The following is a 24,373-nucleotide window of genomic DNA, read 5'->3' as shown; positions in this document are numbered from 1 at the left end:
CTAGCTCCCGTGCCCATCCTCCGAATCGACCCCCAGTTCGCGCAGGCGCGCACGCACCTCGTCGGCACGGGGTGAACCCGATTCCACGTAAACGGCCAATGCTTGGAGCAGCGCGCTCTGCGCGCCCACCTGGTCGCCGAGCAACCGCCGGGTCTCCCCGAGGGCGTAAAGGGTTTCCGCCTCCCCGAAACGGTCGCCGCTCATCCTCCGCACCGCCAGCGCCTCTTCGTAAGTATCCGCGGCCTCCCCGTACCGGAGCATGGCCTGCAGGGTGGTACCCAGGTCGTGCAGTACGTTGCCCTCGGTGTGCGAGTCGATGCCATGACAAGCCGCGAGGGCATCCCGGTAGAGCCGTTCCGCCGCCGGGTAGTCACCGTGATCGAAGCGCGCACCGGCGAGGACATCTCGCAGCACAATGGCTTCGTTGCGCCGATCGCCGATCGCGCGCCAGATCGCGAGGGCCTGTTCGCCCAGCTCGCTGGCATAGTCGGGGCGGTCGAGCTCACGCGCGGCCTCCCCGAGGTTTCCCAGCGCCATGCCCTCGCCGATCCGGTCGCCGATCTGCCGGTTGATCCGCAGCGACTGCTCGTACGCCGACCGCGCCTCTTCGAAACGGCCGACCTCGACCAACGCGCCACCCAGACTGGTCAGGCACCACTGCTCGGCGAAGGCGTCTCCCGCCTCCCGCGCCGCGGTCACCGCAAGTTCACTGGTCGTCAGCCAATCGTCGTGGTGACGGCGGATCTTGTAGAAAGTCACCGCGGCCAGCGCCAGCCGCCACGCGACGTCCGGCATACCGTCCGTACCGGCGGCCCGTATCGCCGCGACCAGGTTGGCTCTCTCGCTGTCACACCACTTCAGAGCATTGTCGTAGTCGCCGAACTCGGTGGTCGGAGTGCCGGGGCCGGGCGGCTCGAGCGGCACATGCCGACGCAGCGGCGCCAGCAATCGGTCGGCGGCGTCCACGGTATGCGCGTACCAGTCGAGTTCCCGAGCCAGCGCAGCGTGACGCGCTCCGTCGGGCTCGTCTTCCGCGGCTCGCTCTGCCGCGTACTCCCGCAACAGGTCCAGCAATCGGTAACGATTGCGGGACAGGCGCTCCAGCACACTGAATGCCACGAGGGAGTCCAGGATTCGGCGGGCTCGATCCGCCGGAACACCCAGCAGCGCCGCCGCGGCCGTGGTGCTGAATTCATCGCCCGGATGCAAACCGAGAAGCCGGAATGCACGGCGGAGATCATGGGGCAGATTCCGGTAAGACCAGGAGAACACCATCCGTACCTCCGATGTCGGGTCACCGTCCACACCGGCCAGTGCGTCCAGCCGGTTCCGTTCGTTCGACAGCTCGGCCGCGAGCTCACCCAAGGTCATGCCGGACACGGCGGCGTGCTCCGCAGCGAGCTTCAGCGTCAGCGGCAGATGCCCGCACATCCGTGCGACCTTCGCCGCCGCGGCGCTGTCCTGCGAGCCGGTCGCGGTCCTCAGCAACGTCTCGGCGTGGGCCGGCATCAGTGGCCGTAACACCAGCCTGCTCGCATCGTCCCGTACCACCAGCCCGGACAACGGGCTTCGTGACGTGATCACGGTCGCGCAGCAAGGCGGCGGCAGCAGCGGCCGCACTTGTTCCGGAGTCAAGGCATTGTCGATGACCACCAGCACGCGCCGCCCATCGAGCAGCGCGCGGTAGCGCTGCGCCAGCCGTTCCACGTCCAGCTCCGGGTCCCCCTGCGCGGTGTCGTCGAGGGTCCGCACGAAACGATCCAGGGCCTCGTAGGCCGTCGATGCCGGCATCGCGCTGTACCCGTGCAGATCCAGATACAGTTGCCCGTCCGGGAACTCCGCGCGCAGCGCGTGCGCCACCCGGACCGCCAGCGTCGACTTTCCGACACCGGGCGGACCGCTGATGATGCCGATCGAGCGCGCGCACGTTCCGTCACCGCGCAGTAGTGCGGTCAGCCAGGCGCTGTCCTCGGCGCGATCGGTGAAACCCGATGCAGCGGCCGGTAATTGACGTGGGCGAGGTCTCGAAGCCGGCGCCACGACAGGGCCGCGCATCGCGTCGTCGAGCATCAGCTGGGCGATGGCTTGCGTCAGCGCGGCGTCCAGCTCACCCGGGTCGGCGACGCGGGCGATCGTCAGCCCGGAATCGAGCAGCCGAGCGTGGAACGCGAGCTGGCGGGCGTCGGCCGGCCTGGGTGAATCGTCCGCGACCAAGAACACCAGTCTGCGTTTGCCCGCCGCTGTGGCGGTGTCGAACTCGAGTTCGGTGTAAGAGCGTGACGGGTCATCGGGCACCGGCGAGCCGTAGTTGCTCCCGATGATCCCGACGTACAGATCGGCGAGACCGACCAGCTCCGCGCACACCTGGGCAGGTGGCCGGCCATCGGCGGCGAAGTACTTCATGTCCACCGGCGCATGCCGGAACCTTTTCACCGCTTCCTCGGCCGAGGTGATCCAGGAACGTCCACTCGGCTTGGACCGGAGATCACGAGTGTGACTCAAGAACACCCGCCACGGCCGTCCGACCGCTGTCACCTGTCAACGGTAACCCGCGGGACGCGGTCATCGCCCGGAAAAAGCTTCAGCGGACCGAAGCGGCCTGTGCTCCCGGGCATCGGGAGCACAGGCCGCGCTGGTGAAGACGCCTATCCCACGCCCAGATACGCCGACTTCACCGCGGGGTCGGTGAGCAATTCCGCGCCGCGGCCGGACTTGGTGACCTCACCGGTCTCCATGATGTAAGCGCGGTCGCTGCGGGCCAGCGCCTGCTGGGCGTTCTGCTCCACCAGCAGCACCGTGGTGCCCTGCTGGTTGATCTCGCCGATGATCCGGAAGATCTGCTGGATCACCATGGGCGCCAAACCCATCGACGGCTCGTCGAGCAACAGCAGCCGCGGACGCGCCATCAGTGCGCGGGCGATGGCCAGCATCTGCTGCTCACCGCCGGAGAGCGTGCCGCCGACCTGTTTGCGCCGCTCGAGCAATCGCGGGAAGAGCTCGAACACCCATTCCAGCGTCCGGTCGTACTCGCCCTTCCGCTTGAAACCTCGTCCGTAGCAGCCCATGTCGAGGTTCTCCTGCACCGTCATGCCGGGGAAGACACCCCGGCCCTCCGGAGCCTGGATCAACCCGTGCGTCACCCGCTCGTGCGCCTTCATCCGAGTGATGTCGCGGCCCTCGAACAGGATTCGGCCGCGGGTCAGCGGCAGCAGCCCGGACATCGCGCGCATGGTGGTCGTCTTGCCCGCGCCGTTGGCGCCGAGCAGGGTGACCAGCTCGCCCTCGGCGACGGTCAGCGAGATCCCGTGCAGCGCTCGGATCCTGCCGTAGTTGACGACCATGCCCTCCACTTCGAGCAGCGGAGCACCCGCGGCAGGAGGCTTGTCCGGCGCCTCGGTCACCGGTGGAGTGACCGCCGTCTCGGCGCCCGGCGCCGCCGCCGGTTCCGGACCAGACGGCGCGCTTTCGCCGCTCTCGCTGCCCTCCGGCACGGCGGGGTCGAATTCGCTCACCTCGGTATCCGGCACGCCGAGGTAGGCCGCGATCACCGCCGGGTTGTCGCGGATGTCCGCGGGCAATCCGTCGGCGATCTTGCGGCCGAACTCCAGCACCACGATTCGGTCGGTCACGCCCATGACCAGCCGCATGTCGTGCTCGATCAGCAGCACCGTGAACCCGTCGTCGCGGATCTTGCGAATCAGGTCCATGAGCGCGGACTTCTCGCTCGGATTGAATCCCGCCGCCGGCTCGTCCAGGCACAGCAGCTTCGGCTCCGTGGCCAGCGCGCGGGCGATCTCCAGGCGACGCTGGTCGCCGTAGGACAGGTTGCGTGCCTTCTCCACCGCGCGCGGAGCGATGCCGACGAACTCCAGCAGCGCCATGCCGCGCTCGATGGCGTCGCGTTCCTCGCGTCGATGCCGCGGCGTGCGGAACACCGCGCCGGGCACCGAGGTCTTGTGCCGTGCGTCGGTGCCCACCACGACGTTCTCCAGCGCCGTCATCTCGCCGAAGAGCCGCACGTTCTGGAACGTGCGCGCGATGCCGAGCCGGGTGATCGCGTTGCGTTTGGTCTTGGTCAGCGGCTTGCCGTCGAAGTACACCAGTCCGGAGGCGGGCTGGTAGATACCGGTGATCGCGTTGAAGCAGGTGGTCTTGCCCGCGCCGTTGGGGCCGATGAGACCGAGGATCTCGCCGCGGCGGATCTCGAAGCTCACCTGGTCCAGCGCGGTGAGACCGCCGAACTTCACCGTCAGGCCGTCGGTGCGCAGCAGCGGCTCACCCACCGCGGTCTCGATATCGCGGCGCGGCGCGACGACTTCCGCGACCGTCTCGGCGTCGGCGAGGTCCGGTATCACCTGGGTGACGTCGACCGTCCCCGCGGACTCGGCCTGCGGCTCGGCCGCGTAACCCGCGGCCATGTCCTCGTTGTCGAACAGCGCGTCACCCGCGCCCGGCCCGGTCATCGGCCCGCTCCGATCGGCTCGACCGCGGCCGGTCTGCGCACGGCCAGAACCACTTGCCTGCCGTAGGTGAGCAGTTTCTGCCGCACCGGGAACAGACCCTGCGGACGCAGAATCATCATCACCACCAACGCGATACCGAAGTACAGATATTTGAGGTCACCCAGCGACTGCGCGCCGCCCTTGCGGAACAGCAGCACGCTGCCGAGCAGCAGCAGCGCCAGCACGCCGGTCGTGACCATGCCGGTGATCACGCCGCGCCGCTGCCAGGTGCCCAACCGACCGGCCCACAGCCGCCAGAAGACGATCAACGCGACGAACACCGCCACGTCGATCGCCAGCAGCACGTACCCGGTCGTCTCGTTGCTCACCAGGTTCACCGACTGCAACCGCGCGGGCAGATAGGCGATGACGAACGCGCCGAAGATCACTCCGAGCTTGTTGCCCTGACCGCCGATGACCACCGCGCACAGGAACAGCATCGAGTTGATGATGTTGAAGCCGGTGGGGTTGATGAACTGCACCTGCCCGGCGTAGATCGCGCCGGACATGCCGCCCACCGCGGCCCCGATCATGAACGCCCACAGCTTGAACTTGAACGTCGGCACGCCCATGATCTCGGCCGCGTCCTCATCCTCGCGGATGGCCACCCAGGCGCGGCCGACCCGGCTGCGCTCCAGGTTGCCGACCATCAGCAGCACGATGACCACCAGCACCATGCCGAACCAGTACCAGTAGGTGCCGTAGCTGGCGCGGTCGAGCAGGTTCGCGCTGTCGGGGTCGCCGCTGTTGCCGCCGGAGAAGACGCCCTCCGGCTTGCTCTCGGATTCGCCCACGTGCGGGTAGGCCACACCCGACAGGCCGAGGCTGCCGTTGGTGATCTCGGTGAGGTTCTCCGCGAGGAGCCGGACGATCTCACCGAATCCGAGCGTCACGATCGCCAGGTAGTCGCCGCGCAGACGCAGTGTGGGTGAACCGAGGATCAGGCCGGAGACCGCGGTCACCGCGACGGCGATCGGCAGACAGGCCAGCCACGCCCACTCCGGATCCAACCAGCCGCCGTCGGTCTGGTTCCACGGACTGTTCGGGCTGGTGAGCAGTCCGACGGTGTAGGCGCCGACCGCGTAGAAACCGACGTAGCCGAGGTCGAGCAGACCCGCCTGCCCGACCACCACGTTGAGGCCGATGGCCAGCAGCGCGTACATCGCCACCTGCGCCATCACCAGGCCGAAGTTGTAGGAGGGCGTGTTCAGCAGTGGCGGAGGAAACAGCGGCAGCAACGCCAGCAGGATGAGAATCGGGACGCCGACGCCCCACTGCGCGGGCCTGCTCAGACCGTCCCACCAGGTGCGGATCGCATCGCCGAGGCCGCGGCGCGCGGTGTCCGGCGACGCCGTCTTGGTCGTGTCGGTCATGCGCGCGCCCTTCCGAGACTCTCGCCGAGGATGCCGGTCGGGCGAACCATCAGCACAATAACCAGCACCACGAACGCGACCACATCACGCCACTCGGTGCCGAACAGGATCTGGCCGTACTGCTCCACCACGCCGAGCAGCAGGCCGCCGAGCAGCGCGCCCCGCAGATTGCCGATGCCGCCGAGTACCGCAGCGCTGAACGCCTTGATACCGAGGACGAATCCGCCGGAGTAGATGATCCCGTTGGGAATCTTCAGCGTGAACAGCATCGCCGCCGCGCCCGCGAGCACACCGCCGATGAGGAAGGTCAGCATGATGACCCGCTCGCGTGACACGCCCATCAGCGTCGCGGTGTCGGGGTCCTGGGCCACCGCGCGGATGCCACGGCCGAATTTGGTCCGGTTGATCAGCACCTCGGTGGCGATCGCCAGCACCACCGCCGCCGACACGATCAGCAGCATGATGTTGGTGACGTCCGCGCCGCCGAAGCTGAACTGCACGGTGGGCTCGACCAGGCGGATCGGCTGCTGCGCGTTGGTGCCACCGAGATCGGGGCGGATCTTCGGCAGCACGAAGTGCACCAATTCCTGCAGCACGAACGACATGCCGATCGCCGTGATCAGGAAGGCCAGCGGTTTCGCGCCCCGTTTGCGCAGGGGTCGGTAGGCCACCCGCTCCAATCCGACAGCCGCGCCACCGGATACCGCCATGCCCACGACCATCGCCAAACCCAGATAGACGACGGTGAGCACCACGCCCTGGGTGTACACATCCGCGCTGGCGACGAATCCGAAGATCATCAACCCGATCAATTGCCCGAACAACCCGAGCATGAAGATTTCCGAATGGGCGAAATTGATCAGCCGCAATACGCCGTAGACCAAGGTGTAGCCCACCGCCACCAAAGCATAGATGGCGCCGTAGGTCACGCCGTCGACGGTCAGTCGCCAGAAACTATCGACCAACCCCTCGTAGTTGAAGTCGATCGAACCGGCCGTGAGTTGTATCCCACCGGCCAATAACGTTTGTTTCATTTATTTCTGCCCTCATCCTTTCGCCCACCGAACAACGGCACGTATGGGGATCCGGCCGAATCCCCATACGTGCCGTGCGCCCGGAATCCGGAGCTACTTGACCTCGTACACCCAGATCAGCGCGTTCGACAGCTCGCCGTTGGGATCCCACTTGTACTGACGCGCGAGGCCGGCACCGTCGTACGTCCGTACATGGTCGAGCAGATCCGGGCGGGTCACCTTGCCGCCGTCGATGCCCTTGGCCAGGATCGTGGTGAGGTCGTACGCCTCGACCGAGTAGACACCGGGCGCCTGACCGTTGAGCGCCTCGTAGTCCTTGGCGAACTGCTCCGGGGCGGGACCGCACGGGCACGACAGCTTCGCGCCCTTGGCGGCGCTGCCCGCCTGGGTGACGAACTGCGGGTCGTTGGTGCCGTCGGCGGAGACGAAGACCGCGTTCACGCCACCGGACTTCAACTGCTGGGCCAGCGGCGCGCCCTCGGAGTAGTAGCCGGAGTAGAAGATGGCGTCCGGATTCGCGGCCGCCACCTTGGTGACCGTCGCGGAGAAGTCCTTGTCGCCCTTCTTGATGCTGGCCGCGCACGCCGGGTCCGCGGCGGCGCCGAGACCGTCGGTGATCGACTTCGCCAGACCCGTGCCGTAGTCGGTGTTGTCCTGGATGACGCAGACCTTCTTGTAGCCCGCGGTGTTGACCAGGTACTTCGCAACCGACGGGCCCTGCACGTCGTCGTTGGCCAGACCGCGGAAGAAGGTGGTCCAGCCGTTCTGGGTCAGCGTCGCGTTGGTCGCCGAAGAGGTGACCGAGACCAGCCCGGCGTCGCTGAGGATCTTGCCGGTCGCCTTCGTCTCCCCGGAGAACGCGGGACCGACCAGGCCGATGATCGACCGATCGTTGACGATCTGCGGGATCACCTGGGTGGCCTTCTGGGGGTCACCCTCGGTGTCGAACTGCTTGAGCTCGATCTTGCAACCGGGGTTGGCCTTGTTGTGCTTGTCGAGCGCGAGCTTGACGCCGTTGACGATGTTGATGCCCAGCGCGGCGTCCGGACCGGTCAGCGCGCCCGCCATCGCGATGGCCGTGCCCGGCGCGCAGGTCGCCTTGCCGTCGCCCGCGGGATCGGCCGCCGCGGACGCGTCCGCCTTCGGCACCTCCTTGCCCTGCTGGTCGACCTGCAAGACCGGCTGGATGGACAAGCCGCCCGCGCCGTTGGTGCCCGAGGAATCCGAACCGCTGCTGGTGGATTTGTCGCTACAACCGGTCAGCACCAGCGCGGCGGCGGCGCCGACGGCCAGGACACCGAGCGTCGAGCGACTGCGCCATGTCGAACTAAGCACGTTTCACCTCATCTAAGTTCTGTGCTCCCCCGGGTTCACCGAGGAGGCCGACCATGTCAGCCCGGTCAGAACATAGCGTCGGTACGTTAGTTCCGCATCACATTCGGATCATGCGCGCGACATCGTTTCGAATTCTTGTTCACGATCACGTTTCGTCTGCGTAAATTTTCGCGCGGGCCCCGTCACTTCGGCGTCAGGTTCTCCAACACGACCTCCGCGACCGCCTTCATCGTCGTGCGACGATCCATTGCGGTGCGTTGAATCCACTTGAACGCCTGCGGCTCCGAAAGGCCCTGCGTCTGCATCAGAACACCCTTGGCGCGCTCGACCAGCTTGCGCGTCTCCAGCCGGTCGGCCAGATTCGCGACCTCGCTCTCCAGCGCGGTGATCTCGTGGAAACGGCTGGCCGCCAATTCGATGGCGGGCACCAGATCCGATTTCGTGAACGGCTTCACCAGGTAGGCCATCGCCCCCGCGTCACGCGCCCGCTCCACCAGATCGCGCTGGCTGAACGCGGTCAGGATAACCACGGGTGCAACACGTTTCGAGGCGATCTCGGCCGCCGCGTCGATCCCGTCGCGGCGCGGCATCTTCACGTCCATGATCACCAGATCCGGCCGGTGCTCGACCGCGAGATCCACTGCCTGCTGGCCGTCACCCGCCTCACCCACCACCTGATAGCCCTCTTCGGTCAGCATCTCGACCAGATCCATGCGAATGAGCGCTTCGTCTTCGGCGACGACGACCCGCTTCGCCCCGGCGTCCCGCTTGGTGCCGGCGCCCCCAGCTGCTGTGCTCATAGGTAGACCCCTCTGGTTCCGATGCCCTGTCCCGACCGAACCGAAAGAAAGCCGGGATCGCACGGGGCGACCTTCGGCCTCATCGGGGCTGTCGAGTGATGTAAAGAGTACCTTTCACTTCGGCATAGAACGCATATACCCTGCGCAAACCGTGTGGTCGCGCCGCAGAGACCAACCCATTCGCGTTCCAGCCACCCGACCCGCTATAGTTGCCACCCGGTGCGCCGGGTTGGCGGAACTGGCAGACGCGACGGTCTCAAAAACCGTTGTCCGAAAGGACGTGTGGGTTCGAGTCCCACACTCGGCACTCGCTTCTGGGCGTCCCCTGCTCGCGGAGAGCGCTTGCGGGGGGCGCTCGTCATTTCTTCCGGGGGTGCAACCCCCAGGCCCCGCTCGGCGGGGCTTCGCCCCCCGAACCCCCGAGGTGTGGTTGCGTTGCGGGGAGAGCGCTTACGTGGGGCGCTCATCGCTTCTTCTGTGGGCAACCGTGAGGGCCCTCGGAGGGGCTTCGCACCCGACCCCCGAGGTATGTGGTTGCGTTGCGCGGAGAGCGCTTGCGCGGGGCGCTCATCGCTTCTTCTGAGGTGCAACCCCCAGGCCCCGCTCGGGCGGGGCTTCGCCCCCCGAAACCCCTGAGGTGGGTAGTTGCGTTGGCAGGGGAACGTGGCGTTTGACAGTTGAGGCGCTGCCTCTGCCTCTCTGGTGTAGTCCCCCCGGCTTCGGAGCGGAAGCCCACCTTCAGTGCCGACGAATGGGGGGCGCCGGTTGGGAATGGTGGCGTTCGGGATGAGCACTCGCGAAGTGTCCCGTCTTCCCCTTCTGTGCTGGCGGATGGTGCTCGTGGCCGGTCGAGAGGTGATGTCGGGGTATGAGGGGTGGGTTACCCGTGACGGCATCGCTGACATGGTCTCGGCGGTCGGCGCGTACGGTTCGCGTCCGGCGTCGCCTCGCGCGGTCACCGGCTCTGCACCGCGATCGCATCCAGGGCAGAGCCGGCGAGGGTCCAGCCCCGCGTTCGCGAATCCCCTTACCGAAGCGGCGAATACGAGGCGGGTGCGCATCGCCGTCATATTACGAAGCAATCACAAGGCAGCGTTTGAATGCGTGCGGTCAGGGGTAAAGGCATGAGGGGAGTCGAACCGTTGCACCTCCCGCAGTGACGTACGTCGCAGGCAGGCAGGCGAAAGCGGTGTGCTTCGTGTACAGCGCGCTACGAGCAGATGAATATGTTGTTCCCACATGTGGGACTAACGACTCGAGCCCTTCTGGTATCCTCCGCGCCGTTTATCGTGGTCTGTATGCACGTCTTGTTCGTCTGCAACGGCAACGTTTGTCGTTCGGTGATCGCCGAGCGGCTCACGCGCGCCCTCGCGGTCGAATACGATCTTCCCTACCTCACCGCCGAGAGCGCGGGAACGCGTGCGCTCGTGGGATTTCCGGTCGAGCCGCTGGCCGCGCAAACCATCGCCGGGCTCGGCGCCGATCCCGGCAGCTTCCGGGCACGGCGCCTGAAGCCCGAGATGATCGACAAGGCCGACCTGGTGCTCACGATGACCGAGCAGATCCGCGACCAAGTCGTCGACATGGCGTTCGGCGCCGGGTCACGCACCTTCACCCTGCTGGAAGCCCACCGGATCGCCCGCGTCACCGGCGCGCGCACGGTCGCAGAATTGCACCGGGCACGCAACGACCTGTCGCTGGTCGGCCGAGAGAACATCGCCGACCCGGTCGGGCTGTCCGCTCAGGCGTTCTGCGAGGTCGGCGACCGTATCGCCGAGGCGCTCGTGCCGCTGCTGCTGGCGCTCGCCCCGCACGAACAGCCGCGCTGGCCGCACGACGAACGCCGTGGACTGGTGATCCGCCCCGGCGGCGCGCCCGCACCGCTGGCGACCTTCCTCGCCGCCCAACGCACCCAGTGATCACCGGAGCCGACCGCGCGCGGTAGGGCGCCGGGATTCACCGCGTATCAACCTGTTATCACCCGGCTGTGTCCTTTTCCGCACCGGACGCATTAAACTCCCGCCGGACAACACTCTCCGCCGTTGCTGGTTCGACACAGGACAGGAAGAAGACATGCCGAAACGCATTTCGGATGTTTCGCTCCATGTTTATGTGACACCGGAAACCCTCGAACGCGTCGTCGACACCGTGCGTGCGGTGGTCGACGACCACCTCACCGACCGTGACGTGTTCGCCTGGCGTTTCACCTTGCCGGTCGACATCGATGACCCCGCCCACACGGCGCTCGCAGGCCGCTGCCCCGCGGCTGTGCCCGGCGCACTCGCGGACGACCGCGGCACCTACGAGATCGCGCTCAGCTTGGTCGGCGCACCCGACCAGCTGACCGGCGACCACATGGCCGCGCTGGAACGGCAATTGCTGCATGCGATCTCGGGGCTCGCGCGAACCGAGCCGGGAGACGAGATCCCGGTCTCGATTCGCGCATCGCAGCGCACCGACGTCGATCTCGACATCGATCGCGACCTCGAACTGCTATAACCCTAACGCCGCGAGGGGAAGTGGCGGATGAGTCCCTCTTGCACCGTGGTGGCGAGCAGATCGCCGCTGCGGGAGTAGAAGCGCCCGGTCGCCAGCCCACGGGATCCCGCGGCCACCGGTGACTCGGTGCAGTACAGCGCCCACTCGTCGAAACGGAACGGGCGGTGGAACCAGATCGAGTGGTTGACCGTGGCCGCGATGATGCGGTCCAGACCCCACGACAGCCCGTGGGTGGTGATGATCGAGTCCAGCACCGTGGTGTCGGACGAATAACCCAGCGTCGCCACGTGGATCAGCGGATCGTCGGGCAGCTTGCCGTCCGCGCGCATCCACACGCGGTTGTGGTTGAGCCGCTCCCCGGTGCCCTTCAGGATCCACGCCGGGTCGTTGGTGTAGCGCATGTCGATCGGATGCGGCGCCTTGACGAACATCTCCAGCTTGTCCTCCAAGCCTTCGAAGCTCTCCTCCACCCGCGGCAGCGTCTCCGGGTCCGGTACCTCCGGCTGGGCGTGCGCGTGCTCGAGTCCCGTGCCCCAATCCTGGAACGCGGCGAGCATGACGAACAGCTCCTGGCCGTCCTGGCTGGCGGTGACCGTGCGATTGGCGAAGGCGCGGCCGTCGCGATGGCGGTCCACCCGGTACTCGATCGGCTTCTTCACGTCGCCGCCGCGCACGAAATGCGCGTTGACGGCGTGCACCGGGCGGTCACCGACCGTGCGGCCCGCCGCGATGATCGCCTGCGAGACGAGCTGACCGCCGAAGGTCCGGCTCCACACCTTCTCCGGATGCTGGCCGACGAACACGTCCTCGTCCATCTGTTCGAGATCGAGCAGACCCAGCAGCACATCCAGGTCGGAGCGCGGCGCGTGCGGGTCCGCGATGTCGACGGGGCTGCTCAGGGAAGCACTCACTAATGGTCCTCCTCACCGATTCGGTGAACGTGGATCAGGTTGGTGGACCCGACGGTACCGGGCGGCGACCCGGCCACGATGACAACCAGGTCCCCCTTCTGGTATCGCTCCATCGACAGAAGTGCTACATCCACCTGGTGGATCATCGCGTCGGTGCTGTCGACGGTCGGCACGATGAAGGTCTCGGTGCCCCAGGTCAGCGCCAGCTGGCTGCGCACCTCCGGCAGCGGCGTGAACGCCAGCAGCGGCAGCGGAGTGTGCAGCCGCGCCAGGCGGCGCACCGTGTCGCCCGACTGGGTGAACGCGACCAGCGCCTTGGCGTTGAGCCGCTCGCCGATATCGCGGGCCGCGTAAGAGATCACACCCCGCTTGGTGCGCGGCACGTGGGTCAGCGGCGGCACCCGGGTCGACTCGGTCTCCACCGCGTGCACGATGCGCGCCATCGTGCGCACCGTTTCGATCGGGTACTTGCCCACCGAGGTCTCGCCCGACAGCATCACCGCGTCGGCGCCGTCGAGCACCGCGTTCGCCACGTCCGATGCCTCGGCGCGGGTGGGGCGGGAGTTTTCGATCATCGATTCCAGCATCTGCGTGGCGACGATGACCGGCTTGGCGTTTTCGCGCGCCATCTGGATGGCGCGCTTCTGCACGATCGGCACCTGCTCGAGCGGCAGCTCGACACCGAGGTCGCCGCGCGCGACCATCACCGCGTCGAAGGCCAGGACCACGGCCTCCAGGTTGTCGATCGCCTCCGGCTTCTCCAGCTTGCCGATCACCGGCACCCGGCGGCCCACCCGGTCCATCACATCGTGCACCAGCTCGACATCGGACGGGGACCGCACGAACGACAGCGCGATGAAGTCCACGCCTAGCTTCAGCGCGAATTCCAGGTCCTCGATGTCCTTCTCGGACAGCGCGGGCACCGACACGTCCATGCCCGGCAGCGAGACGCCCTTGTTGTTGGAGACCGGACCGCCCTCGGTGACCCGGCAGACCACGTCGTTGCCCTCGACGCGGGTGACGATGAGGCCGACCTTGCCGTCGTCGACCAGCAGGCGATCGCCTGCCTTGGCGTCCTGCGCCAGTTCCTTGTAGGTGGTGGACACGCGATCGTGGGTCCCGTCGATGTCGTCGACGGTGATGCGGACCTCTTCACCCGTCGCCCAGACGGTTCTGCCTTCCAGGAAGCGGCCGAGGCGGATCTTGGGACCCTGCAGGTCGGCCAGAATGCCGACCGCCCGGCCGAGGTGGTCGGAGGCCTGACGCACCTTCTTGTAGTTCTCGGCATGGTCGGAGTGCTCACCGTGGCTGAAGTTCAGCCGAGCTACGTCCATACCGCTCTCGACGAGTTCGCGGATACGGTCCTCGGTGGCAGTGGCCGGTCCGAGCGTGCACACAATCTTCGTCCGTCGCATCACGGGTAGAGCCTAGTCCCGCTCGGTGCACAGGTCCCGCCCTGGCCACGGTGAAACCTTGGTGAAAAATATGAACTACGCCTCGTAGCCGGCACAAACGGATACTCATCGTGCGACATGGCGCGCCAGCCGGGTCTCCAGCCGAGTCTGCCCGAACCCGAGGATCAGGCAGATCACCCAGTAGTACAACGCCGCGACCCCGTAGAGCGCGAAGAAATCGAAGGTGGGCGCGGCCGCGAGCTGGGCGACGCGCAGCAACTCGGTCACCAGGATGGTCGAGGCCAGCGAGGTGTCCTTCACCAGGGAGATCAGCGTATTGGACAACGGCGGCACGGCGATCCGCGCGGCCTGCGGCAGGATGATCAGCCGCAGCATCATCGGATACGACATGCCGAGCGCCTGCGCCGCCTCCCACTGACCCGCCGCGACGCTGAGAATGGCAGCGCGCACCACTTCGGCCGCGTAGCCGCCGACGTTGAGGCTGAACGCGATCACGGCGGCGGGAAACGGGTCGATCACGATCTCGAACTGCGGCAGCGCGTAGAACACGATGAACAACTGCACCAGCAGCGGGGTGCCGCGAATGATCGAGATGTAGCAGCGGGCCGCCGCCGACAGCGGCCACACCGGCGACATCCTGGCCAGCGCGACGAACAGCGCGATCACCAGGCCGATGGCGAAACTGATCGCCGTGAGCGGCAGCGTCTTGGTGACGGTGGCCTGCAGCATCGGCCACAGGTTGTGCCAGATGAGATCCCGGGTGGCGGCGTCCATGAAGGTGGTCGGCTACTGGCTGACGTCGGTCCCGAAGTACTTCTCGGAGATCTTCGCCAGGGTGCCGTCGGCGCGCAGCTGGTTCAGCGCGTTGTCCACGTCGGTGATCAGCGCGTCGCCTTTACGCGCGGCGAAGGCCTGCTTGCTCACCGACCCGGTCCGGCCCGCGACCTTCACGCTCGTGTCACCGGTCTTCTCGGTGTATTCCGCGACGGCGAGGTTGTCGTTGACGGTCGCGTCCACACGGCCGTTCTTCAACAGCTGGACGGCCTGCACGAAGCCCTCCACGGCCTCGACCTTCGCGCCCGCCTCGGTGGCGACCTTGCTCCAATTGCTGGTGGCCGACTGCGCGCAGGTCTTGCCGTCGAGATCGGCGAGTGCGGTGATGGTGTTGTCACCGGCTCGGGTGACGATCACGCCCGCCGATGTGGTGTACGGCGCCGACAACGCGTACTTGCCCGTGCGCTCGTCGTTCACGGTCACCTGATTGGCCACCAAGTCGAAACGCTTGGACTCCAGGCCCGCGAAGATGGCGTCCCACGGCGTCTGCACGAACTCGACCTTCTTGCCGAGCTTGTCGCCGACCGCCTGGATAACCTCCACATCGTAGCCGGTGAGCTTGCCGTCGGAACCCTGGAAGCTGAACGGCGAGTAGGTGCCCTCCGTTCCGACCTTCAGCACATTAGGGTCACTGCCGCCGCACGCGGTCAGTCCGGTGGCGGCGACGACGGCGAGCATGGCGGCGGCGAACAGCTTACGGCGCACGGGATCCCTCTCTTCGGTGCGTGGAGCTCCACACACGGCACGCGAATCCGAGCCATGCTACGCCCGGAGCTACCCGAGCGACAGTATCGCGATCGTCGTGCGCGAAAGAGTTGCGCTCCGTGGTCCCGGCCCGGTGCCCGCCGGCAGAAGAACGCGTCGCGCCCTCCTGTCGGCCGGCATCGATACCGTCGCCGTCAGTCGCGCAGCGGGCGGCCTTGCGAATCCGGCACCTTGCCGACCAAGATCATGATGCCGTCGATGAGGCCCCAGATACTGCCGAGGCCGCAGGTCACGATGGTGACCGCCAGCTGGGCGACGCCCAGGCCGGTGTAGCCGAGGTAGAAGCGGCCGACGCCGAAACCGCCGAGGAAGATCTGCAGCAGACCCGCGATCAGCTTCTGCTTGTCCGACAGCGGTACGCCGAACGGGTCGCGGCCCCAGGGCGCTTCCGGGTCGTTCGGGTTGTAGCCCTGCGGACCACCCGGGTACGGGGCCGGTGGGTAGCCACCCGGCTGCTGACCATAGGGGTCAACGGGCTGGCCGTACTGGGGCTGACCGTACGGGTCCGACGGCGGGTTGTACTGCGGCTGACTCTGCGCCTCGAGCGGCTTGGTCAGATCCGGGCCGGTGCCGGGCGGGCCGTACTGCGGGCCCCCGGAACCCGGATTCTGCTGGTAAGGGTCGGTCACTCATGTCCTCCTCATTAGTGCGGGCACCCTCTTGTCGGCCCCCGGCCTTGCTGGATCGCCGAACTGCCGCTCGCGACGATCACGAGTCATTGTCACCGGGATCGACCGGGTTGTCGCCCCGGGATGGTTCGGTCCCGCGAATAGTTATCGCGGCGGGTCGCCTGATCGTTGCCGCGAACGAGAATTCGCTGTCGGCGGCGACGGATCCGACCCAGGCACGCACCGAACGATCAGCTGTTGTCCGAGGCCGACTTCTCCGAGGCCGACTTCTCCGAATCCACCTTCTTCGGCGCGGTTTCGGTGGACTCGGTTCCGGCCCCGGCAGCCTCTGCCTCGGATTGCCCGCCTGATTCGGTCGCGCCGGACTCGGCATCGGACACCGCGCTCTCGGACGCGGCGGCATCGGTCTCGGACGCGGCAGCATCGGTCTCGAACGCGGCAGCGTCCGGGGACTTCTCGGCCGACGCCGCTCCCGCGGCACGCAGCGCACGGATCTGCCACGGCCACGGACGCGGGCTCGCGCCGGGCTGCAACTGCTCGGGCGTCTCTCGGCCCTTCGTCGCGAAGACGAAGTAGGCGATCGCGCCCAGGAACACGACGGCGGAGGTGAACGAGTTGATCCGGATACCCGCGATCTTCGTCGCCTCGTCGGCGCGCATCAGCTCGATGAAGAACCGGCCGAAGCAGTAACCCGCGACATACAGCGCGAACAGCCGCCCGTGGCCGATCCGGAAACGCTTGTCCACCAACACCAGCAGCACGACGACGAGCACGTTCCACAGCAGCTCGTACAGGAAGGTGGGGTGCACGATCTTCTCGACCACGCCGGTGGAGACGCCGTTCATCATGTCGAGCCGGCCGTCGTCGCCCACCCGCCGGTAGATCTCCAGGCCCCACGGCAGGTCGGTCTCGCGTCCGTAGAGTTCTTGGTTGAAGTAGTTGCCGAGCCTGCCGATGGCCTGCGCCAGCAGGATCGGCGGGGCGACCGCGTCGCCCAAGGCGGGCAACGGGATCCGGTACACCCGGCAGCCGATCCAGGCGCCGACGCCACCCAGCAGCACCGCGCCCCAGATACCGAGCCCGCCTTGGTAGATCTTCAGCGCGTCGACCGGATTCCCGTCCGCGCCGAAGTACTTCTGCCAGTCGGTGGCCACGTGGTAGAGCCTGCCGCCGACCAGACCGAACGGCACCGCGAACATCGCGACGTCCAGGATCGCACCGGGCTGCCCGCCGCGAGCGCGCCAACGCCGTTCGCCCCACCAGATCGCGACGACGATGCCGAGGATGATGCACAGGGCGTAGGCCCGCAGCGGGAACGGCCCGATCTGCCACACGCCCTGCGCGGGGCTGGGGAGGTAGGCCAGCACGGCGCCGCTGACGCCGCCGTCGGCCAGGACACTGTCTGCGAGGACTCGTAACGTCACGGGGCAACCGTAGCGGAGAGTCTCAGCCGACTCGCCACCAACGCACCGCCCCCGCCGTGGCCGGGCACGCCCATGCCGCGCGCGACGCTCCCACCGCCGTGAGAGCTATCGCCTTCTCGGGTCATCGGGGGGCCAAGGGCGCGCGGTGCAGCACACGACGAGGCCACTCACGCATAGCGGCAGACGGTCCGGGAGCGGTACGCGAGTTCGTTCGTCCGCCGTCGCGGAGGACGCGGTTTCGCCACCGGCGGGTGGCTACGACGCGACGGTCGCCGACCGCACCCCTCGAGCCAGTTCCGCGGTGAGTGCCCGCACCGCGTCCAGTCCGCGGCCCGCCGCACTCACCAACGCCGAACCGACGATGACACCGTCGGCGTAGGAGGCGATCTCGGCGGCCTGCTCGCCCGAGCGAACACCGAGGCCGACGCCGATCGGGATGTCGGAGTGGGACCGGATGCGGGCGCACAGCGCGGGCGCTGCCGAGGACACCGCGTCGCGCGCGCCGGTGACGCCCATGGTCGAGGCCGCGTACACGAAACCGCGGCTGGCCTCGAGCGTCTTCACCAGGCGCTCCTCGGTGGACGACGGCGCGACCAGGAAGATGCGGTCCAGATTGTGCGTGGACGAGGCGACGAACCAGTCGTCGGCCTCCTCCGGGATCAGGTTCGGGGTGATGATGCCCGCGCCGCCCGCGGCGGCCAGATCCCGCGCGAAGCTGTCGACGCCGTACTTGAGTACGGGATTCCAGTAGCTCATCACGACGGCCTTGCCGCCCGCGCCGGTGATCGCCTCGACCACGGTGAACACGTCGCGCACCCGCACGCCGCCGCGCAACGCCTGCTCGGCCGCGGCCTGGATGGTCGGGCCGTCCATCACCGGATCGGAGTAGGCGACGCCGACCTCGATGATGTCGCATCCGGCCTCGACCATCGTGCGCACGACCTCGATGGAGCCGGCCAGGTCCGGGTAGCCCGCGGGCAGGTAACCGATCAGCGCCGCCCTGCCCTCGGCGCGGCAGGCGGCGAAGGTGTTGGCCAGGCGGGATTGCTGGCTCACTGGTCGGCCTCCTGCGGCTCGTTCTCGGCGCCGAACAGCCCGAACCACCGCGCTGCCGTATCCATGTCCTTGTCGCCCCGGCCCGAGAGGTTCACCAGGATGACCGCGCCCGGGCCGAGTTCCTTGCCCAGTTGCAGCGCGCCCGCCACCGCGTGCGCCGACTCGATCGCGGGGATGATGCCCTCGCTGCGGCTGAGCAGCAGCAGCGCGTCCATCGCCTCGCTGTCGGTGACCGGCCGGTACTCGGCACGGCCGATGTCCTTGAGATAGGCGTGCTCGGGGCCGACGCCCGGGTAGTCCAGGCCCGCCGAGATCGAATGCGACTCGATGGTCTGGCCGTCCTCGTCCTGCAGCAGGTAGGAGTAGGCGCCCTGGAACGCGCCCGGTGTCCCGCCGGTGAACGTGGCCGCGTGCCGCCCGGTGTCGACACCGTCACCGGCCGCCTCGTAGCCGATCAGCCGCACGTCGGCGTCGTCGAGAAACGCGTGAAAGATGCCGATGGCGTTGGAACCGCCGCCGACACAGGCGACGACCGCGTCGGGCAACCCGCCGGTCGAGGCCTGGACCTGGGCGCGGGCCTCCATGCCGACGATGCGCTGGAAATCGCGCACCAGCATCGGGAACGGATGCGGACCCGCCGCGGTGCCGAAGCAGTAGTAGGTGTCGTCGGCGTTGGTCACCCAGTCGCGCAGCGCCTCGTTGATGGCGTCCTTGAGAGTCTGCGAACCCGACGTCACCGAGATCACCTCCGCGCCGAGCAGGCGCATGCGCGCCACGTTCAACGCCTGGCGCGCCGTGTCGACCGCGCCCATGTAGACGACGCAGTCCAGCCCGAGCAGGGCGCAGGCGGTCGCTGTCGCGACGCCGTGCTGGCCCGCGCCGGTCTCGGCGATCACCCTGGTCTTGCCCATCCGCTTGGCGAGCAATGCCTGACCGAGCACGTTGTTGATCTTGTGCGATCCGGTGTGGTTCAAGTCTTCGCGCTTGAGCAGGATGCGGGCGCCGCCCGCGTGCTCCGACAGCCGCGTGCACTCGAACACCGGCGACGGACGGCCGGTGTAGTCGCGCTGGAGCCGGTCGAGCTCGTTGAGGAAGGACTCGTCGAGCCGTGACTTCTCGTACTCGGCGGTGACCTCCTCGATCACGGCCATCAGCGCCTCGGGGACGTGCCTGCCGCCGTAGACGCCGAAGTGCCCGCCCGCGTCCGGCTCGTGGCCGCTGCGCTGGGCGATGCCGTCACTGGCCCGGGGTAGTGCCGTCACGCCCGTCACCGGCCCCGCCGCGCGGGCTTCGGGCAGGACGGGTGGGTACCCGCGGTCACCAGCTCCGAGACCGCCGCACGGGGGTCGCCACTGGTCACAAGTCCCTCGCCGACGAGGACGGCGTCCGCGCCCGCACCCGCGTAGGCCAGCAGGTCGGCGGTGCCGCGGATGCCCGACTCGGCGATCCGGATGACCTCGGTGGGCAGTCCGGGCGCGATCCGAGCGAAGACGTCGCGGTCGACCTCGAGCGTCTTGAGGTTGCGGGCGTTCACGCCGATCACCGACGCGCCCGCCTCCAGCGCGCGGTCGGCCTCCTCCTCGGTGTGCACCTCGACCAGCGCGGTCATTCCCAGCGACTCGGTGCGATCGATGAGGGAGGACAGGACGTCCTGTTCCAGCGCCGCGACGATCAGCAGGATGACATCCGCGCCGTGCGCGCGCGCCTCGTGGATCTGGTACGGGCCGACGACGAAGTCCTTGCGCAGGATCGGGATGTTCACCGTGGCGCGGACCGCGTCCAGGTCGTCCAGCGACCCGTTGAAGCGGCGGCCCTCGGTGAGCACGCTGATGATCCGGGCTCCGCCGTCCTCGTAGGCCTTGGCCAGGCTCGCGGGGTCCGGGATGTCCGCCAGCTCGCCCTTGGACGGACTTGCCCGCTTGACCTCGGCGATCACGCCGATGCCGTCCTCGAGCAGCGCGGCGCGGGCGTCCAGCGGCGCGGGCGCCGCCGCGGCGGCCGCCTTGACCGCCTGGAAGTCGAGAAGGGCTTCCCGAGCGGCCACATCCGCGCGGACCCCGTCGAGAATCGAGTCGAGTACCGTCATCTGGCTCGAATCCTTTCTGGGGAGACGGACTTGCTACCTGAGAATCCCCCCAGGCGCTGTCTCACCGATGCTGACAAAGAATAAATGGACCTACCGGGCGCGTACGCGCCGGGGCTCGGGTTGAACCACGCGGAAGGGCTCGGCGCAAGGTGGCAGCCGCCACACCCGGCGCGCGGGGACAGCTCAGCGGCCACGTCGGCCCACCTCTCCGTGGTCCGGATTCTCCGGAGGCGGCTGCCCGCCGGAAGGTTCCTCGGTCGGGTCGGTGCCCGCGTCCAGCGCGTCCCACAGCACGCGCTCGGACAGCTGCGCTGAGGGTCGCTCGTCCGGGGACTGCGTGCGCCGCTGCGTGACCTCCGCCGTCGCGGCGGCGCGCCGGAAGACCGGGTTGTCGTACTTGCCGGACAGCCGTGCCGCCTCGGCGGGCATACGCGCCAACAGCGCGCCCGCGCCGAACGCGGCGATCGCGCCGAGCAGCGCCAGCACGGCCGGAAACGCCGACGTGGTCGCCTCCTCCACCTGTGCCCGTGCCGGGAGCTCGGCGAGTTTCGCGGCCCGCTCGGCGAGCTTGCCGGAGTCGGTCAGCAGCGCGAACGCGGGCACCGCGGCCACCGCCGCGACCAACGCGATCAACACGCCGACCACCCGGCGTAGCCAGCCCCTGGTGGCCAGCACGGCCGCGATCGAGGCGAGCAGTACCAGCGCCAGCGGCGTGAGCGCGCCGAACCACACCCCGCCGTCGAGCTGATCGGTGCGGGGTTGGGTGAGACCGTCGGAAGAGGTGACCGTCACCCAGGTCATCCGGGACGACGCCCACAGTGCCGCGGCGGCGGCAGCGAGCAAGACGATCGGGCCCACCGGGTATTTCCGGCGCGAATCGTCGCCGGCGCCGGGCGATCCGGTGGGCGGGGCGGATTCTTCGGCCGAAGGCAGGGATTCCCGTGTCGTGGCGCTCGTATCCGGGGCGGGCTCCCGCGCCCGGCCCGGTTCGTCTTCGGGACGGGCAGCCGTCATCGCGGTCCGCCGTCCGCCGTATCCGGCTGCGTGCCGTACGCCCGCACCGTCCGGGCCGCCGCGACCGCCTTCAGCACCGCCATCGCCTTGTTGCGCGCTTCCACGTCCTCGTACTCCGGATCCGAGTCCGCGACGACTCCCGCGCCCGCCTGCACGTAGGCCGTGCCGTCCTTCAGCAGCGCGGTGCGGATGGCGATGGCGGTGTCGGCGTCACCGGCGAAGTCCAGATATCCGACGACGCCGCCGTAGACGCCGCGCCGGGTCGGTTCGAGTTCCTCGATCAACTCCATCGCGCGCACCTTGGGCGCACCGGACAAGGTGCCCGCCGGGAAGCACGCCCGCACCGCGTCCAGCGCGATCCGCCCGGGCGCCAACCGGCCCGAGACCGTCGAGACCAGGTGCATGACATGGCTGTAGCGCTCGATGTGCCGGTACTCGGTGACCCGCACGGTGCCCGGCTCGCACACCCGGCCCAGGTCGTTGCGGCCGAGGTCGACGAGCATGAGGTGCTCGGCGTTCTCCTTCTCGTCGGCGAGCAGGCCCTTCTCCAGCAGGAGGTCCTCCTCCTCGGTGGCCCCCCGCCAGCGGGTGCCCGCGATCGGATGGGTCGTCGCCACGCCGTCTTTCACGGTCACCAGCGATTCCGGACTGGAGCCGACGATGGAGAACGCGGTGCCGCCCTCGCCATCCGGGATGTGCAGCAGGTACATGTAGGGGCTGGGATTGGAAGCGCGCAGCATCCGGTACAGGTCGATCGGCGCCCCGTCGTAGTCCATCTCGAAACGCTGCGACAGCACCACCTGGAACGCCTCGCCCGCCTCGATCTCCTTGACCAGGCGACGCACACCCGCACCGAACTCCTCGGTGGTGCGCCTGCGCCGGTATTCGGGCTCGGGCCGGTCGAACACCGACACGGTGGAATCGGCGGGCTCGCCGAGCGCGGCGGTCATCCGGTCCAGCCGGGCCACCGCGTCGTCGTAGGCCTCGTCGACGCGTTCGGCGGTGCCGTTCCAGTTGACCGCGTTGGCGATCAGCGTGATCGCGCCCTCGTGGTGGTCGAACGCGGCCAGATCGGTGGCCAGCAACAAGACCATCTCGGGCAACCGCAAGTCGTCCATGGCCAGCTCGGGTAGTCGCTCTATGCGGCGCACCGCGTCGTAGCCGAGATACCCGACCATGCCGCCGGTCAGCGGCGGCAAGCCGGGCAAACGCTCGGTGCGCAGCAACTCCAGCGTCTCGCGCAACGCGACCAGCGGATCGCCGCCGGAGGGGGCATCCACCGGGATATAGCCGAGCCAGGCCGCCTCGCCGTCGACGACGGTCAGTGCCGAAGGGCTTCCCGCGCCGATGAACGACCAGCGCGACCACGACCGGCCGTTCTCCGCGGACTCGAACAGGAACGTGCCCGCCCGGTCACCGGCGAGCTTGCGGTAGGCCGAGAGTGGAGTCTCCGAGTCCGCCAGCACCTTTCGGGTCACGGGGACGACCCGGTGCTCCGCGGCCAGCTGATGGAACTGCTCGCGGGTCGTGGTGGTGGGAGTGGACGCGCCTGGCATGTACTCATCATCCCAGGCCGGGCCGACCGACCGGTGAGCGGTGCCGGTGACACGGCGAAGGACGCGACAAACCCGACAAATCAGGTCGACCGTCCGGTTCCCACGCGGCCGCGGCAGGTGTGGCCGGGCTCACTACACTCGCGGCGTTCCACGTCGCATGCGGTATCCATCTCGAGAGGAAACAACTGATGTACCCCTCGCAATCGGTAGCGCCCGAGGGCCCTCGGCACGTCGCGGGCCGCCACGTCCCGCGCCTCGACACCTCGCGGTCGGCGGGCACCGGTCAACCGGCCCACCCCCCCGGCGTTCCGAGCAACGCGCTCGCGTCCTTCGTCACCTACGTCAAAGCACTGGAGTCCCTGGACAAGAACCGATTTCCCGACGAGTACGCCGTCCACAGCCATCGCATCAAGGAGCTGAAGCCGTTCCTGCGAGCCCACGGCATCCTCGACGTGATGGCGATCAAGAACCCTGAGGTGGCAGCGCTCATCGGCGCGTAACCGCACCGCGCACCCCCCGGCTCGTGCCCGGCCACCGACGCGGCGATCCGATCGCGGGCGGCGTATCGACGGGCACGAGCAACAGGTCCGCCGCCCGCGCGCCTACCCGATTCAACCAAGCGCCCGGTAGCGTGCCCGGGTATGCAGCAAGGACAGCTCGCCCCTGATTTCGAGCTTCCCGATCAGTCCGGCACCCCTCGCTCGCTCGACGCGTTGCTGGCGAACGGCCCCTTGGTCCTGTTCTTCTATCCCGCGGCGAATACGCCCGTGTGCACGGCCGAGGCCTGTCATTTTCGCGACCTCGCCGCCGAATTCGCCGCTGTCGGCGCAAGCTGCGTCGGCATCAGCACCGACGGCGTGGCCACCCAGGCGGGATTCGCCGAGAAGCAGCGTCTGGGCTATCCGTTGCTCTCCGACGCCGACGGCGCCGTGGCCGCGCGGTTCGGCGTGAAGCGCGGCCTCCTGGGCAAACTCGCGCCCGTGAAGCGGCAAACGTTCGTCATCGACACCGACCGCACCATCCGCAAGATCATCACCGGCGAGTTGCGCGCCGCGGTGCACGCCGACGAAGCACTGAACTACCTGCGCACCAGGTAGAAGGCACGGCGCGCCGGGTCCGCGCAGCCGCTGCCGAGCAGTG

At 68.3% G+C, this 24,373-nt stretch carries 21 protein-coding genes, 1 tRNA gene and 1 pseudogene; 5 read left to right on the top strand and 18 right to left on the bottom strand.

Annotated features, from left to right (window positions below; translation table 11 throughout):
* From GVY39_RS12620 to GVY39_RS12595, 7 genes and pseudogenes are all read right to left on the bottom strand, one after another.
* Nucleotides 1–2,535 carry a tetratricopeptide repeat protein gene (locus tag GVY39_RS12620; RefSeq protein WP_159923821.1) on the bottom strand — a complete coding sequence of 845 codons (2,535 nt, stop codon included), beginning with the start codon at nucleotides 2,533–2,535 and terminating at the stop codon, nucleotides 1–3.
* A gap of 110 nt (nucleotides 2,536–2,645) precedes the next feature.
* Complete coding sequence (locus GVY39_RS34350; protein WP_236565436.1) at nucleotides 2,646–3,341, bottom strand: ABC transporter ATP-binding protein; 696 nt, start codon at nucleotides 3,339–3,341, stop codon at nucleotides 2,646–2,648.
* A 189-nt stretch (nucleotides 3,342–3,530) separates the two neighbouring features.
* Nucleotides 3,531–4,418 (bottom strand): annotated as a pseudogene (locus GVY39_RS34345) (ABC transporter ATP-binding protein); the annotation flags it as partial.
* Between the two features lie 41 nt (nucleotides 4,419–4,459).
* Complete coding sequence (locus tag GVY39_RS12610; RefSeq protein ID WP_159923817.1) at nucleotides 4,460–5,875, bottom strand: branched-chain amino acid ABC transporter permease; 1,416 nt, start codon at nucleotides 5,873–5,875, stop codon at nucleotides 4,460–4,462.
* Nucleotides 5,872–6,909: a branched-chain amino acid ABC transporter permease gene (locus tag GVY39_RS12605; protein ID WP_159923815.1), complete on the bottom strand. Its 1,038-nt coding sequence runs from the start codon at nucleotides 6,907–6,909 to the stop codon at nucleotides 5,872–5,874. The genes GVY39_RS12610 and GVY39_RS12605 overlap by 4 nt, the downstream gene beginning before the upstream one ends.
* A gap of 93 nt (nucleotides 6,910–7,002) precedes the next feature.
* Nucleotides 7,003–8,244, bottom strand: a complete 1,242-nt coding sequence (locus GVY39_RS12600; protein ID WP_321212649.1) for a branched-chain amino acid ABC transporter substrate-binding protein — start codon at nucleotides 8,242–8,244, stop codon at nucleotides 7,003–7,005.
* 182 nt (nucleotides 8,245–8,426) lie between these two features.
* Complete coding sequence (locus GVY39_RS12595) at nucleotides 8,427–9,044, bottom strand: ANTAR domain-containing response regulator (protein WP_040777220.1); 618 nt, start codon at nucleotides 9,042–9,044, stop codon at nucleotides 8,427–8,429.
* Nucleotides 9,045–9,267: 223 nt separating this feature from the next.
* On the opposite strand from GVY39_RS12595, the gene GVY39_RS12590 reads away from it, so the two are divergent.
* The 3 genes from GVY39_RS12590 (at nucleotide 9,268) to GVY39_RS12580 (ending at nucleotide 11,543) form a co-directional block, all read left to right on the top strand.
* A tRNA-Leu gene (locus tag GVY39_RS12590) sits at nucleotides 9,268–9,351 on the top strand.
* A gap of 991 nt (nucleotides 9,352–10,342) precedes the next feature.
* On the top strand, nucleotides 10,343–10,963 hold the full coding sequence (locus GVY39_RS12585; protein ID WP_159924032.1) for a low molecular weight phosphatase family protein: 621 nt from the start codon (nucleotides 10,343–10,345) through the stop codon (nucleotides 10,961–10,963).
* Nucleotides 10,964–11,117: 154 nt separating this feature from the next.
* Nucleotides 11,118–11,543 (top strand): hypothetical protein, encoded by a 426-nt coding sequence (locus GVY39_RS12580; protein ID WP_159923813.1) that lies wholly within the window; start codon nucleotides 11,118–11,120, stop codon nucleotides 11,541–11,543.
* Nucleotides 11,544–11,545: 2 nt separating this feature from the next.
* Here the strand turns inward: GVY39_RS12580 and GVY39_RS12575 are convergent, their stop codons facing one another.
* The 11 genes from GVY39_RS12575 to GVY39_RS12525 all read right to left on the bottom strand — a co-directional run bounded on the left by GVY39_RS12575 (nucleotide 11,546) and on the right by GVY39_RS12525 (nucleotide 23,233).
* The gene (locus GVY39_RS12575; RefSeq protein WP_223522117.1) at nucleotides 11,546–12,358 is read right to left on the bottom strand and encodes an acyl-CoA thioesterase II; all 813 of its coding nucleotides are present in this window, start codon (nucleotides 12,356–12,358) and stop codon (nucleotides 11,546–11,548) included.
* A gap of 95 nt (nucleotides 12,359–12,453) precedes the next feature.
* On the bottom strand, nucleotides 12,454–13,872 hold the full coding sequence (gene pyk, locus GVY39_RS12570) for a pyruvate kinase (protein ID WP_195071681.1): 1,419 nt from the start codon (nucleotides 13,870–13,872) through the stop codon (nucleotides 12,454–12,456).
* Between the two features lie 102 nt (nucleotides 13,873–13,974).
* Nucleotides 13,975–14,643: an amino acid ABC transporter permease gene (locus tag GVY39_RS12565; RefSeq protein ID WP_159923809.1), complete on the bottom strand. Its 669-nt coding sequence runs from the start codon at nucleotides 14,641–14,643 to the stop codon at nucleotides 13,975–13,977.
* A gap of 12 nt (nucleotides 14,644–14,655) precedes the next feature.
* Nucleotides 14,656–15,381, bottom strand: a complete 726-nt coding sequence (locus GVY39_RS12560) for a transporter substrate-binding domain-containing protein (RefSeq protein WP_159924028.1) — start codon at nucleotides 15,379–15,381, stop codon at nucleotides 14,656–14,658.
* A gap of 221 nt (nucleotides 15,382–15,602) precedes the next feature.
* Nucleotides 15,603–16,097 carry a TM2 domain-containing protein gene (locus tag GVY39_RS12555; protein WP_159923807.1) on the bottom strand — a complete coding sequence of 165 codons (495 nt, stop codon included), beginning with the start codon at nucleotides 16,095–16,097 and terminating at the stop codon, nucleotides 15,603–15,605.
* A gap of 230 nt (nucleotides 16,098–16,327) precedes the next feature.
* Nucleotides 16,328–17,521 carry a prolipoprotein diacylglyceryl transferase gene (gene lgt, locus GVY39_RS12550; RefSeq protein WP_236565425.1) on the bottom strand — a complete coding sequence of 398 codons (1,194 nt, stop codon included), beginning with the start codon at nucleotides 17,519–17,521 and terminating at the stop codon, nucleotides 16,328–16,330.
* 255 nt (nucleotides 17,522–17,776) lie between these two features.
* Entirely contained in the window at nucleotides 17,777–18,577 is an 801-nt protein-coding gene (gene trpA / locus GVY39_RS12545; RefSeq protein ID WP_159923805.1) for a tryptophan synthase subunit alpha, read from the bottom strand.
* Entirely contained in the window at nucleotides 18,574–19,848 is a 1,275-nt protein-coding gene (gene trpB / locus GVY39_RS12540; RefSeq protein WP_159923803.1) for a tryptophan synthase subunit beta, read from the bottom strand. The genes trpA and trpB overlap by 4 nt, the downstream gene beginning before the upstream one ends.
* On the bottom strand, nucleotides 19,845–20,663 hold the full coding sequence (trpC, locus tag GVY39_RS12535) for an indole-3-glycerol phosphate synthase TrpC (protein WP_040777193.1): 819 nt from the start codon (nucleotides 20,661–20,663) through the stop codon (nucleotides 19,845–19,847). Before trpC ends, trpB begins: the two co-directional genes overlap by 4 nt.
* 183 nt (nucleotides 20,664–20,846) lie before the next feature.
* Nucleotides 20,847–21,596 carry a TIGR02234 family membrane protein gene (locus tag GVY39_RS12530; protein WP_370523787.1) on the bottom strand — a complete coding sequence of 250 codons (750 nt, stop codon included), beginning with the start codon at nucleotides 21,594–21,596 and terminating at the stop codon, nucleotides 20,847–20,849.
* Nucleotides 21,597–21,673: 77 nt separating this feature from the next.
* Nucleotides 21,674–23,233 (bottom strand): anthranilate synthase component I, encoded by a 1,560-nt coding sequence (locus tag GVY39_RS12525; protein WP_159923799.1) that lies wholly within the window; start codon nucleotides 23,231–23,233, stop codon nucleotides 21,674–21,676.
* Between the two features lie 188 nt (nucleotides 23,234–23,421).
* Between GVY39_RS12525 and GVY39_RS12520 the strand changes: the two genes are divergently transcribed.
* Both GVY39_RS12520 and GVY39_RS12515 read left to right on the top strand, forming a co-directional pair.
* Nucleotides 23,422–23,733 (top strand): hypothetical protein, encoded by a 312-nt coding sequence (locus tag GVY39_RS12520; RefSeq protein ID WP_159923797.1) that lies wholly within the window; start codon nucleotides 23,422–23,424, stop codon nucleotides 23,731–23,733.
* A gap of 141 nt (nucleotides 23,734–23,874) precedes the next feature.
* Complete coding sequence (locus tag GVY39_RS12515; protein WP_159923795.1) at nucleotides 23,875–24,330, top strand: peroxiredoxin; 456 nt, start codon at nucleotides 23,875–23,877, stop codon at nucleotides 24,328–24,330.
* Nucleotides 24,331–24,373 lie beyond the last annotated feature (43 nt).

This window comes from Nocardia sp. CY15, assembly GCF_009829295.1.
GTDB classification, from domain to species: Bacteria; Actinomycetota; Actinomycetes; order Mycobacteriales; family Mycobacteriaceae; genus Nocardia; species Nocardia sputi.
Note: the sequence above shows the minus strand (reverse complement) of the source record. Positions and strands in the feature narration are given on the sequence as shown.

What these genes read in the sequence shown, in the direction of transcription:
- GVY39_RS34350 (WP_236565436.1), bottom strand. Translation starts at nt 3,341, where the DNA reads ATGGTCGTCAACTACGGCAGGATCCGAGCGCTGCACGGGATCTCGCTG.
- GVY39_RS12610 (WP_159923817.1), bottom strand. Translation starts at nt 5,875, where the DNA reads ATGACCGACACGACCAAGACGGCGTCGCCGGACACCGCGCGCCGCGGC.
- GVY39_RS12605 (WP_159923815.1), bottom strand. Translation starts at nt 6,909, where the DNA reads ATGAAACAAACGTTATTGGCCGGTGGGATACAACTCACGGCCGGTTCG.
- GVY39_RS12595 (WP_040777220.1), bottom strand. Translation starts at nt 9,044, where the DNA reads ATGAGCACAGCAGCTGGGGGCGCCGGCACCAAGCGGGACGCCGGGGCG.
- GVY39_RS12585 (WP_159924032.1), top strand. Translation starts at nt 10,343, where the DNA reads ATGCACGTCTTGTTCGTCTGCAACGGCAACGTTTGTCGTTCGGTGATC.
- GVY39_RS12580 (WP_159923813.1), top strand. Translation starts at nt 11,118, where the DNA reads ATGCCGAAACGCATTTCGGATGTTTCGCTCCATGTTTATGTGACACCG.
- GVY39_RS12575 (WP_223522117.1), bottom strand. Translation starts at nt 12,358, where the DNA reads ATGGACGAGGACGTGTTCGTCGGCCAGCATCCGGAGAAGGTGTGGAGC.
- GVY39_RS12565 (WP_159923809.1), bottom strand. Translation starts at nt 14,643, where the DNA reads ATGGACGCCGCCACCCGGGATCTCATCTGGCACAACCTGTGGCCGATG.
- GVY39_RS12560 (WP_159924028.1), bottom strand. Translation starts at nt 15,381, where the DNA reads ATGCTCGCCGTCGTCGCCGCCACCGGACTGACCGCGTGCGGCGGCAGT.
- trpC (WP_040777193.1), bottom strand. Translation starts at nt 20,663, where the DNA reads ATGACGGTACTCGACTCGATTCTCGACGGGGTCCGCGCGGATGTGGCC.
- GVY39_RS12525 (WP_159923799.1), bottom strand. Translation starts at nt 23,233, where the DNA reads ATGCCAGGCGCGTCCACTCCCACCACCACGACCCGCGAGCAGTTCCAT.
- GVY39_RS12520 (WP_159923797.1), top strand. Translation starts at nt 23,422, where the DNA reads ATGTACCCCTCGCAATCGGTAGCGCCCGAGGGCCCTCGGCACGTCGCG.
- GVY39_RS12515 (WP_159923795.1), top strand. Translation starts at nt 23,875, where the DNA reads ATGCAGCAAGGACAGCTCGCCCCTGATTTCGAGCTTCCCGATCAGTCC.